This window comes from Paenibacillus sp. EKM211P, assembly GCF_011066175.1.
Classification (GTDB): domain Bacteria; phylum Bacillota; class Bacilli; order Paenibacillales; family Paenibacillaceae; genus Paenibacillus; species Paenibacillus polymyxa.
Map to the genome: position 1 here is coordinate 112,024 of NZ_JAAMNS010000007.1, position 13,571 is coordinate 125,594.

Consider the following 13,571-nt stretch of genomic DNA (forward strand, 5'->3'; position numbering starts at 1 on the left):
TATGTGTGGACATGCGTTGTTTTGTAAATCTTTAGGAATAATGAAAAGGGAGGAAATTCCAATAAAAAAGGTAGGCTGTATGCAGCAAAGTGAGTATCGCAAATACAATTTTCCCGGCAGCCCGGGTTCTTTTTTCCCCTGTAATCAGCTTGGTGCCATTCACGATCAATACCCACACGGCAATGAGTGCTGAAATGAGCGGCAGCGTACAAATTCCCCAGATATACCAGGCGGAATAGCCATACACCATCTGATTGTTACCATAGACGACCTGTACCCCGAGAAAAATCGTATTTAGTAACGCGATGTATGCCAGGTTGGACGAAATGTGATTATTCGTTTTGCGGATAGCTCTGATCACATATCTTATGATCCATATCAGTAGGGTTGTGACGAAAAATAAGGATGCGGCTGCATAGCTGACGAGTAGCGTCCAGGTACGGTGCCAAAGTGTCGTCTGCTTCATGGTCTTACTATCCGGGGCAATCATCATCCACGTACCCTTTTCCTGATACAGCAAAATTTTAAGCTGGCCCCCCTTTTCCACAAACAGCCCATCACCTGCTGCTTGAAAAACTTTGTCTGTTGCTTCATTCTGATCCGGGTATTTTCCTTTAACAATTAGCGTATGATCATCTTGAATATGAACGGTGTATTTAATGCTTCCCAGTATCCGAATCCATTTTCCCCACCCATGAACAGGAGTAGTATCCACCTGATATACGCCCTCGATCTCTGGCGAAAGCTTCACTTGCGTGACAGAACGAGCCAGTGACTGAGAAGCGGCCTGTGGCTTTACGGGCAGCATTTGAGCTATCGTATTGATGACTTTTCCATGAAGCAGGGTGTCTGTGTCAGCTGAATTGATGGTCACAAAAATACCGATCTTTTGGGATGGAATCAGTACCATTTCGGAAATAAAATCATCAATTTCTCCAGTAGCCCACAACATGGGTACTCCCGTCTTCAGTTGACCACGGAAAAATCCGTAGCCCAAGCCATCCAGACGGGCATCCGCTGCAAATTGCTGTGCATGCATCACTTTTACCGTTTGTGGCTGGAGTACCGCTTTGCCCTCATACTCTCCTTGGTTTAAATGAGTGATCAGATAGTGGGAAAATTCGTTGGGTGTGACGTTCAACGCTCCTGCTCCCGGCAGATTGATATACGATAAGGGTTGTTTCACATAAGCTCCATGCTTCCACTGATACGATTGCGCCAATTCTGGATGATTTAATGGCAACTCCAGTGTCGCGCTGGGCATATTCATCGGCTGGAATAGATGTGTACGAAAGTAATCATTCAGTCCCTGACCGGTTACTTGCTCCACGATATTACCGATCAGACCGAAGGCGACATTACTGTATTCATACTGAATTCCAGGTTTGCGGATAGGTGGCTGATTTTGAAAATACGTGCTGAGATACTGCTCTGTAGGTAAAACGCCTGCGCGAGTTGAGCTGTTAATGTCGTATATCGCTTCATCTAATCCCGCAGTATGTGTCAGAAGCTGATGCAGATTAAAAGGATGATTTTGGTATTGCGAAGCTTTATAGCTGTGAAGATAGCTGTTCACGTCTTCATTCAAATCAAGCTTGTTTTGCTCGACCAGTTGCATTGTGGCACTTGCACTAAATGATTTGGTTAGCGAGCCAACACGAACAATGGTCTTTGCCGGGTCGAATACCATTTTCCGCTCCAGGTCTGCATATCCATATCCTTTACTAAAAAGAATTTGGTCTTCCTGGGTCACAACGACGGCCGCTCCCGGAATATGCAATTTTTCCAATTCTATACTCATGATATCGTCCACTGCTTTTTCCACTGAATTAGGTGTTATACTATCTGCTGCCCATGCTGAATTAATGAGCAGATTCCAAAGAAACAACGTTGTTAAGAATGCGGATAGGTAGCCAATACCTCTATTCTTCATATTGAAGTACCCTCCTTACCTATGAAGTTGATTTCATGATTTAAACCGTGCGGTGATTGCATAGCGGAGCAGATATTTACACTCCGTATGGGAGCCATCAGCATGGCGCTATGGAATCATCGCACTTCCCTCGCGGGAGTGCGCATGATAAAGCGAATCCTGATCGAATCGCGTAAGCAGAAGGCTTCTTACCTGTTCGATCAGGATTCATGCATTACAGATAAAATTAGTAATTCCAGTTAGTTAAATCATCGACTGTAAGTTTTCAAGAATTATGATGGGCCAAACCTTGTGTCACGTCTTTGCCCATGCTCCGGGTTATCTTGTGTATTGTGGCACGGATACATTTTACATTTTCTTCGATAAATCCGGGTTCCAGCAGTTCATAATGATTACCAATCAAGCTATGCTCTTCATAGCTTCCTTGTGTAGCATCTTTCCATAAAAGTTTATTATCTCCTGTGCCCTTCACCGTTTCCGATCCAGCGGCAACAAAGCCATGAATATTCGCCTGAACATTTTCTGTGTTCACAAGCTGGTTGCCATACACCGCATAAGCGATCATTTTACGCTGGTACGTTTCATTCAACAGCTCACGATAGGATTCGGGAACCTGTTCCAGCATGGCATGAATTTCCTGCTCTGTTTCTTCATCTGTGAAAGGCAGAGCTTCTGCCCTTTTGACCGAATCGAGCATTAAAATATCGGATACAGTATGACCTTGACGCTCCAGTGTGTCGGCAACCTTATGCGCCAGATTCCCACCTATAGAATAACCAAGCAGCACATACGGACCTTGCGCCTGCGTGCTGATGATTAAATCAACATATCGTGCCAACATTGCCTGCTCATCCGTAACATCATCTACGAACTCTAATCCATACACAACTGCATCTTGGTCCAGTTGTTTTGCAAGCTCTGCGAACGACAGTCCGTATCCAAGCATAGGAGGAAAGCAGAAGATGGAAACCGGACCGTGTTCATTCAACCGGATGATTGGACTATCGACCTTGTAGTCCAGATCGGCTTTCAATAATGTGAGCGCCTGCTCTTCTATGGTCGAGAACTCCAGAACACTACGGATGGGCAGCTCAATATCTGTAGCAAGACGAACTTTGCGTATAAGCTCCAGTACTTTCAAGGAATGTCCACCCAACGTGAAAAAGTCATCGTGGATTCCCACTTGCGGGATTTCAAGCACCTCCTGCCAAATAGCTGCCAGCAACTGCTCCACATCGGTTCGTGGTGCGACATATTCTATCCCCGTGTGCAATGCTTTGTCCGGCACAGGTAAAGCTTTACGGTCAATTTTGCCGTTAGTCGTTAGCGGAAACCGATCCAGCTGTACAAAAGCGGACGGAATCATATAGCTCGGCAGACTGGCCGACATCACAGTTCGAAGCTCACGGATGGTCAGCTGTTCATCGGCAGTGAAGTAAGCACATAATTGCTGCTGACCTGCTCCATCCCGCAAAGCGATAACAACGCTATCCCGTACAGAAGGTACACTTGCCAGTCTCGTCTCCACCTCGCCCAGCTCAATCCGGTAACCGCGAATTTTAACCTGTTGATCAATCCGTCCAGCGTATTCCAGTATGCCGTCTTCACGCCAGCGAACAAGGTCCCCAGTACAGTACAGGCGATCTCCGTCCACCCACGGATTAGCAAGAAATCTCTCAACCGTCAGTTCAGGGCGATTCAAATAACCACGCGCAACTCCGTCTCCACCAACAACCAGCTCACCCCAGGCTCCGACCGGTTGCAAGTTAAATGATGAGTCCACAACATACGCCGTCGAATTGCAAATGGGACGTCCGATTGGCACAGAATCTCGCTGTTCTTCCGTAATGTGATATGTCGTCGAAAAGGTTGTATTTTCCGTTGGTCCATAGCCATTAATGATGTTCATATGCGGATTATCGCGCAGGACCCGGTTAATATGGGGTGCAGACAAAACATCACCACCAACCAACAAATACTTCACATCACCAAAAAGTTTACTATCCTGCTGCGAAAGCTGATTAAATAACGGTGTAGTCAGCCACATCATGTTGACGTGATGATCCTGTATCGTCTCTTTCATCTTGGCTGCGTCCAAAAGATCATCCTTATGCAAGAGAACAAGCTGACCGCCGTTCAGCAGTGCACCCCAAATTTCAAATGTAGATACATCAAATACAAACGCACATGTCTGCAGCATTCGGGTTGATTCATCAAATGGGACATAATCCGTATTGCGGACGAGACGCACAACACTTCGGTGCTCAACTACGACACCCTTAGGCTTACCTGTTGAGCCTGAGGTATAAATGACATAAGCGGCATGATTACTCGCTCCATCTATACCCGGATTGGAAGCATCTGCACTGTACGACTTATCATCATTCAGATTGACAATCTGTCCGTCAAAATAGCACCGATCCAATAAATCCTGCTGAGCCAACAGTAGCTTGGCTCCCGAGTCCTCTAGCATATAACGGATACGATCCTCTGGATATTGAGAATCTATCGGCACATACGCGCCTCCAGCCTTCAAAATGGCAAGTGTTCCCGTAATCATATCCAATGAGCGCTCCGTCAAAATGCCAACAGGTTCATCAGGTTTGACCCCTGCATCCCGCAGTATACGCGCTAATCGATTGGCTGTCTCATTGAGCTCCCGATAGGTCAATGTTTGATGATCCAAAGCTACGGCAATATGATCTGGTGTGTGTTCTGCCTGCTCCTCAAACAGTTTATGAATCGTCTGATTGTCTGGATAGGCAGAGGAAGTGTCATTAAACTCTCCAGTAATTTGCTGTTTTTCTGCCGCTGTAACCAGTTCCAGCTCTTCTACGCGAACATTTGGGTTAAGCAAAGTTTGCTCCAACAGGTTCACAAAATGTCCATGCAGACGCTCAATGTCTGTTTGATCATAATTTAACGCATTATACATAAAACGAATCTTCACGCATTCTCCCGGCATTACAACTACATTCAGATCATAGTTGGTCTGCTCAAGAGCTACCACGTTGGAAATCGGGGAAAGTTCCTGCCCATCAATTTCCATCTCCTCGACCTGCTCATCCACCGGATAATTTTCAAACACCATAATATGGTTAATTAAATCCTGTTTCTGGTCAGTCAATGCCTGAATTTCAAACAGTGGGTACGTATCATACGCATGAGAAGCCAGCGCCTGTTCCTGCGTTTTCTTCATAACTTCTGCAAAAGATTCCCCTGCCTCACTAAGGATGCGAACGGGAATGGTATTAATGAACAAGCCGATAATACCCTCGACTCCGATAATATCCGATGGGCGGCCTGAGACGACACTACCAAATACGACATCACGGTGGTTGTTATATTTTTGCAGCACAATTCCCCATACGGTTTGTAATAACGTATTCATGGTTACCTGATATCGCTTAGCCGTCTCCTCCACCCGGAGGGTAAGCTCACGCTCCAAAACCGTCACCCAATCACTAGCTGTATAGCCTCCACTCTTGCGGCCGGATTTTACAGCTGGTAATGCTGTTTGCTGCTCATACCCGGATAAATAGCTGCTCCAGTAATCAGTTGCCGCCTTGCGATCCTGTGCTTCCAGCCATTCAATAAAGCGGCTGTACGGCACTGCCGGTGCCAGCTCTGGCACTCTGCCCTCCTGAAGTGCTGCATAGCTCTCAAACACTTCTTTATTTATTAGGGACAGACACCAGCCGTCCATGACGATATGATGGAAGCTCCACACAATATGGTAACTGTCTTCCCCGGTGCGCAAAATCGCTATACGCATCAGGACATCCCGACGCAGATCAAATCCCCTTGCTTTATCTTCCAACTTGAAGTTCTTCAGCCAAATGCCCCTTGTATCGCTATCCAACTCGCGTAAATCTTCATAATAGAAGCCACAATCCCGATTTCGGTAGACCACCTGCAACGGCTCCGTATCCCGGCCGAAATAAAAATGTGTACGTAGCACCTCATGTCGCCGAACCAGCATATTCAGACTTTCTGCAAAATTCCCGATGTCTATCCGACCCCGCATATCATAAGAAACCTGCTCAAAATACGCGTCATTCGCGGCTGCTTGACTATCAAGCTGGCTGTGAAACAACATTCCTTTCTGCATCGGGGTTAGTGCATATACATTGTCGATCTCACCCGCAGCGCCCATTTCAGATAACAGGCTGTCCAAGCCCTCCACACTCATTCCTTTATAGGAAATATCACTTGGGGTCAGCTCTGGGTGTTCTTTATGGGTGCAATGTGTCAAAATTTCGCGCAAGCTCGATTCCAGTAATCTCGCCAATCGCTCAATCGTCTCTGGTCGGTAGCTGGTACGGCTATAGCTAATTGTCAGCCCCAACTGACCTCCCGAAATGATGCCGCCAAAATCCAGTGTATATGTCCGAGCCATTGTCGGGCTAAGTGGCATCCCCCCCTCATATGGGGATGACTGCAAGTCGTTTCCTTTCATATCCTGATCGAACTGTCCCAAATAGTTAAAACTAATTTCAGGAGCTGTCGTAAATATGGCTGAAGGTCCCTCCGATGCCTGTGTCTGACTGTCGAATAAATATTTCAGTGCGCCGTAGCCGATCCCTTTTTGCGGGATACTGCGCAGTCCTTCCTTCACATGTTTGATTCGCTGTGAAAGAGCAGTCTCTTCTGGCATATCGAGTAAAACAGGATATTGGCTTGTAAACCACCCTATCGTCCGGGTAATATCCACCTCTGATAAAATGGGTTCACGTCCATGTCCCTCTAGATTTATCAGGAAACGATCATTTCCGCTCCATGCCTGTAACGCCATTCCTACCGCAGTCAGCAACAGGTCATTAATTTCTGTACGGTAGGCACGATTGGCCTGCTTGAGCAGTTGCTCTGTCTCTGCATTTGTCCATAAAGCAGTAACCGACTCACTATCGCCAATCAATGGCTTATCGTGCTCGTTATGTCCGTAATCCTGCGGCAAAGGAGCCAGTTCCGCTTGTGCAAGCTCCTCCCAATACGCCCGCTCACTTTCCATAGCTGGGCTGTTGGCATAGGCGTGCAGCTTTTCGGCCCACGTTTGGAACGAATCCGTCTTGTGAGGTAACTGAATCACCTGCTCACCCTTGGAGGCTTGCTCATAAGCTGTCGCCAAATCCTCAAATAAGATGCGCCAGGACACTCCATCTACCACCAAATGATGAATTGCGACCAGCAGATGATCCCCATCCGGGCAACGGAACAGGCCGAGCCTCATCAACGGCCCTTCGCTTAGAGAAATACCAGATTGAATTTCATTGCATTTGGCTTCAATTATCTTCGCCAAGTTCCCTTCAATAGCATCACTGTTCCTATAGTCAAAGCACTCCAAATGGTACGGTTCGCCTTCATCTACACCTCGGTTCCATGCTGTATATCCGTTCTCCGACGACCGAAAAATCATACGCAATGCATCATGATGCGTTGTAATCTGATGGAGCGCCTGCCGAAGTGCCTGTTCGTCATAGCCTTCCTGCCGATAGAGCATGACCGATTGGTTGAAATAGTGTGGTTCACCTGTTGGCTGTTCAAAGAACCAGCGCTGAATCGGTGTAAGCACAACATTTCCGGTAACCTCGCCCTGCTCGGCTACTCGGTTAACTGGCTGAATATAAGTACTTAGATCCGCAATTGTAGGGTATTTAAACAAGTCCTTCATTTCCAGCTTGTATCCAGCCTGAAACAAGCGAGACGACACTTGAATGGCCTTGATGGAGTCGCCACCCAAATGGAAGAAGTTATCCTGTATCCCAACCTTCTGAATGCCCAAGATGGCTCCCCATGCCGCAGCCAAAGCCTGTTGAACATCCGTTTCAGGTGCCACATAATCCATGCCTGTATCGACATTAGGCTCAGGTGCAGGCAGTGCCCTGCGGTCTACTTTGCCATTCAGTGTCAAAGGCAGTCTGGAAAGCCGTACAAAGTAAGAAGGCACCATATAGCTCGGCAGATCCTGTGATAGAGCGTTACGTAAGTCGCTAGCGCTTAGTTCGCTGTCTGTTACAAAATAGGCACACAGCTGTTTTTGCCCGTGATCATCCTGTCGCACTATCACAACCGATTCCTTCACACCTGCAATCGTGGACAAACGGGTTTCAACTTCACCCAGTTCGATGCGGTAGCCGCGAATTTTGACCTGCTCATCCATTCTTCCCTTGTACTCCAGTACGCCATCAGCACGCCAACGCACCAAATCCCCTGTACGGTAGCAATATTCTCCAGGCCGGAATGGACTTTCAATAAACTTTTCTGCCGTAAGCTCAGGCCGATTCAGATACCCGAGTGCCACGCCATCGCCACCGAGAAGTAGTTCGCCCCATGCCCCCACAGGCTGCAATTTTAACGAACGATTGACCACATAAACGGTGGAATGATCAATCGGACGCCCAATGGGAACACCTTGAGTTTGCGGTTCCATAATTTCATAGGTGGTGGAAAAGGTTGTGTTCTCCGTCGGCCCATAAACATTACTCAATCGAAGGTGCGGGTACTCCTTCAGCACGCGGTTAGCGTGTGGTACGGACATCACATCACCACCCACGAGCAATTCCTTCAGGGATGCAAACACTTCAATGTCTTGCTGTGAATGCTGATTAAATAAAGCCGTGGTCATGAACATGGTGTTAATCCGATACTTATTCATCGCCTGTTTGAACTTGGCAGCATCCAAAATAGTGTCATGATTTACTACATATAATTGGCCACCGTTCAGCAGCGTTCCCCAGATTTCAAATGTGGAGGCATCGAATACAACTGCACCCATTTGCAGCATACGCGTATTTTCGTCAAGCGTGGCGTAGCTAGTGCTCTTCACCAATCGTACGACATTACGGTGATTGACCATAACGCCTTTCGGCTTGCCTGTCGTACCAGAGGTGTATATGACATGCGAAAGATCTAAGGCAGATCCCCCATTTGAAATAGCATCTGATCCATGGGTATGAGTGTAGCCTTCAAATTCACTGCTCCATAGTTGCGCATCGCTCAAATCGATGACTGGAATACCTGGTTCAAAAAAAACCTGCTCACGTCGCTGTGACAGTAACAGCTCGGCACCGGAATCCTCTAGTAAATAACGGATGCGTTCTTCCGGATACTCGGGATCAATAGGAACGTAAGCCCCCCCTGCCTTCAAAATAGCCAGCATGCTCACGACCATTTCAATGGAACGCTCAGCCACTATCCCTACTCGCTGTATCTGAGTCCCGGACCCGTGCCGTATCCCATGGGAAGTAAGGATGCATGCCAAACGATCGGAACGCTCATTCAGCTCGTGATAAGTGAGTTGTGTGTCCGCAAAGGTGATCGCTAGTCGATCTGGCGACTGTGCAACCTGTTCCTCGAACAGCACATGCATTAATTGATCCCGTGGATACGGAGAGTCTGCTGCTGTAGTGCTGAATTGCTTCACCAGCTGCTCTTTTTCTTGGGTCGAAACCATTTCTATAGCCGCAAGAGCGATCTCCGGCTGTTCTATAACCACATTGATTAGCTGCTGTAAATGTACAGCCAGTCGTTCGATGGTTTCGCGTTTGTACAAACGGGTTCCGTATTGAAAACCGCAGGCAATTTGTTCCCCATCCTCCTGCGCGAACAGACTTAGATCAAATTTAGCCGTCGTTTGTTCACTTGGATAAGGTGCTAATTGCAGCTCTGCCAGCTGCTGCTCTGTTTGTTCCAGGTTTTGTAGAGCAAACATGGTATCAAATAACGGATTGCGGCTTAAATCTCGATCCACACCCAGCTTTTCTACTAGCTCTTCGAACGGATAATCCTGATGTTCAAAAGCCTTTAACGCGTTATCCTTGACCTCCAGCACATAATCGCGGAATGTTTTCCCGCCTTCCGGATAATTACGGATTGCCAGTGTATTGACGAACATACCGATCAGATTGCCAAGATCAGCATGAGGCCGTCCCGCGATTGGTGAACCGACAATGATATCCTCCTGCCCGCTGTATTGGCTAAGCAAAGCCGTATAGGCAGCCAACAGCACCATATATAAAGTCGATTCGGTCTGCATCGCAATGCTTTTTAATCCTTCGCTTTGCCGTTGATCGAGCGTAAATTCTAGTACATCCCCTTCAAAGCTTCTCACCGCCGGACGTGGATAATCAGTCGGAATATCCAGCACAGGCAGCTCTCCTGCAAAGGTATTGAGCCAGTAGTCTTCCTGTTCTTGATAGCGTTCACTTTGTTGCTGCTCCCGCTGCCAAGCAGCGTAGTCCTTATACTGAATACGCAGCGACGGAAGCGTATCCCCTGCATATAAGTGGATGAAGTCCTGAATCAATACATTTATAGAGGTGCCGTCAGAAATGATGTGATGCATATCCAACAGCAAAATATGATGCTCTGGACTAATTTCAATCAGACCAGCCCGGAACAGCGGAGCCTGCTCAAGATTGAATGGCTGGACAAAGCCATGCACCAGCTCATCTGTCTCCCTCTGGTCAGCTCCGGGGGCATGAATCAACTCCACGCGAAAAGAAACCTCGTTATGTACTCGCTGGACAGGTTCACCATTCATGGTCTCAAAGCTCGTTCGCAATGTTTCATGGCGGTCAATAAGCTGACGGAACGCATTATCCAGTGCCTTATGATCAAGTGAACCGATCAGTGTCAGGGCTCCGGGTATGTTATAGCTAATTCCCGCTCCATCAAGCTGATTGAGAATATACATCCGTTTTTGGGCCGAAGATACCGCATAAAATGGCTTATTCTCCGAAACAGGGATGGATTCATAGGTGGTTTGCTCCAGTGCTTCAATAACCTGCGCAAACTGTTCGATGGTTGGGTGCTGGAATAGATCCTTTAGCTGCACATTTTTATGCAATTGCTTATGGATGAGTGATATGACATGTGTCGCCCGCAGGGAATGTCCTCCTGCTTCAAAAAAGTTATCCTTAATGCCAATACGTTCAATTTCAAGCACTTCTTTCCAGATTATGACCAGTTGTGCTTGTAATTGATTTTGAGGAGGTACATATTCTGCGCCTGAGCTTATGCCTCCCTCGGGTCGCGGCAACGCCCGGCGATCCACCTTGCCATTAGGTGTCAAGGGTAATTGTTCCAGCTGTACAAAATACGACGGCACCATATAACTTGGTAGCTCTCGGTTCAAAGCACTGCGAAGCTCACTTAACTGTACATCCGCATGGGTTACCACATAAGCGCAGAGCTGCTTTTGCCCCTGCTCATCCTCCCGTGCAATCACAACTGCTTCTCGGACTGCCTCCAGCTTCAACAGCTGCGCTTCCACCTCGCCCAATTCAATCCGATAGCCCCGGATTTTCACTTGTGCGTCGATCCGCCCTTTGTATTCCAGCGTTCCGTCCGCATTCCACCGCACCAGGTCCCCTGTTCGATAGCAGCGTTCGCCGTTACAAAACGGACTATCGATGAACTGTTCAGCCGTCAAGTCCGGACGGTTGCGGTATCCACGTGCCACCCCATCACCGCCCACTAGCAACTCACCCCATACCCCGACGGGCTGAAGCTGCATCGAACGGTCCACGACATATGCTGTCGAATTATGGATCGGTCTGCCAATTGGCACAGATTCCGATTGCACACCGTTGATCGCATGCACTGTGGAAAAGGTCGTATTTTCAGTTGGGCCATAGATATTACTGATTCGCAGGGACGGATGAGCCTTCAGCACCCGATTCATATGTGGTACGGACATCACATCACCGCCGACCAGCAGCTCCCGTATCCCCTCGAACAACGCCAGATCCTGCTGAGACAGCTGGTTAAAGAGCGGTGTGGTGAGAAACATCGTGGTAATGCTGTGGCTGCGTACAGCTTCCTTAAGCTTGAGCACGTCCAAAATGACATCCTGACTCACTAGCACAAGCTGTCCACCATTTAGCAACGCCCCCCAAATTTCAAAGGTGGACGCGTCAAAGACAACAGACCCAGTCTGCAAAATGCGCGTGTCCGCATCCAAACGTGCATAGTTTGCATGTTTCACCAAACGAACGACATTGCGATGTTCCACCATTACCCCTTTGGGCTGGCCTGTTGTTCCTGAGGTGTACATAATATAGGCCAAGCGATCAGCTGCGGTCGCCTTCGGTTGTTCTTCAGCTGCATAAACCTGCTGTATTGGTTTAGCTTGTTCTGATTGCGTATCTTCTGTTGGGATAGTTGTAGTAGAAGCAAGTTCGGGACTAGCAGAAATAGAATAGAGTGGGTTTAAGCAGTCCACATATCCCATATTACCCGTATCTGTACTCATCCCGTTATCATACGACAAAACGGAATTGCAGCGATCAGCATCATCTGTTTCATAGATCGCATCATCACTCAGGTCAAGTACTATTCCCTTAAAATCTGTGGGCCGATGCTCCATTTTTTGTACAAGCAGTATCTTGGTCTCGGAATCCTCCAGCAAATAACGCACGCGCTCGTCCGGGTAATCAGAGTCAATCGGAACATACACCCCGCCTGCTTTAAGAATCGCGAGCATGCCTACAATCATCTCAATTGAGCGCTCAGCTACAATGCCGACTGTCTGTTCGGTACGGATTCCCTGCTTACGTAAAAAATGAGCCAGTCGGTTGGCCTTTTCATTTAATTTTTCATAGGTTAGGCTATTGGGTCCAGACACTACTGCCACCTGCTGTGGTACCTGCTTCGCCTGTATCTCGAACAATTCATGAATGGAAGCATCACGTGGATAATCTACAGCTGTATCGTTGAAAGTATGAACCAGCTGCTCTACTTCTTGTTCTGACAGCACTTGTGCTGTGCAAATCTCCAACTCTGGCTGATGTAAAACAACGGTATACAGCCGTAATAGCTGCTCAACAAAGCGTTCAATCGTCATCTGGTCGTAACGGTCGCTACTGTATTTCACGTTTAGAGAAACTGCAGCATTTTCCCATTGAAATTGAAAATCTAGCTCAGATTGCACGTGATGTAGAAAATCAGAAATGTGAATATTTCGCAAGGAGGCCGTGGTGTGGATAAGAGGCTTGTCGTCCTTGTTACGTAGGATTTCAAGCCCCTCGGTATAGTTCCAAAAAGGAATATTTTGGTGTTCAATAGCTTCGCTGACAGAGGTTTTGATCTGAGACAGCAAGGTTTTGAAGGTCGTTGAAGAATCCAGCGTATTTTTCAATAAAAGCAGATGGTTGATTGGCTTGGTAGCACCGTTGCCAGACTTGGCTACTGGAATGCCCAGCAGCACACTTTCCTCACCTGTGTATTTATGCAATAAGCTCTCAACTCCAGCCAGCAGAACCATAAACACGGCCCATGGAGCTCCACCTGTTATAGATAATATTCTTTGGGAAATTTCAGATGGAAATGTGAGCGTGTACGTAAGAAAATTAGAACTCGTTGCAGCTGTATCCTTGGACACATGATTGGTGTATGGCAAGCAAGTGATATGATCCTCAGATTCCAGCTTATGACTCCAGTAGTTTTTTTCCTTCTCAAATAAGGCTTTCAATGACATCCCTCCTGCTTCATGGGGTCTGTACCCCTGTTGGAATGGTGCTTTGTTACGTAATTGAGCAATGTGTCGGAAAATTAATACTTTGCAGGCAAGGGCAGTCGGACAAGCCGCCGCCCTCTGCGCATGCAAAGTGAAATCATTTCTTTTTAGAAAACTGAT

Annotated in this window: 3 protein-coding genes; 1 reads left to right on the top strand and 2 read right to left on the bottom strand. The window is 47.4% G+C overall.

The genetic code is table 11. From position 1 onward, the window contains the following. Positions 1 to 31: 31 nt before the first annotated feature. On the bottom strand, positions 32 to 1,933 hold the full coding sequence (locus G9G57_RS13025; RefSeq protein WP_017428490.1) for a serine hydrolase domain-containing protein: 1,902 nt from the start codon (positions 1,931 to 1,933) through the stop codon (positions 32 to 34). A 102-nt stretch (positions 1,934 to 2,035) separates the two neighbouring features. Between G9G57_RS13025 and G9G57_RS13030 the strand changes: the two genes are divergently transcribed. Then, positions 2,036 to 2,176, top strand: coding sequence for a hypothetical protein (locus tag G9G57_RS13030; protein WP_164965038.1), 141 nt, complete (start codon positions 2,036 to 2,038; stop codon positions 2,174 to 2,176). Between the two features lie 22 nt (positions 2,177 to 2,198). On the opposite strand, the gene G9G57_RS13035 is transcribed toward G9G57_RS13030, so the two are convergent. Continuing rightward, the gene (locus G9G57_RS13035) at positions 2,199 to 13,406 is read right to left on the bottom strand and encodes a non-ribosomal peptide synthetase (RefSeq protein WP_164965039.1); all 11,208 of its coding nucleotides are present in this window, start codon (positions 13,404 to 13,406) and stop codon (positions 2,199 to 2,201) included. Positions 13,407 to 13,571: the final 165 nt, after the last annotated feature.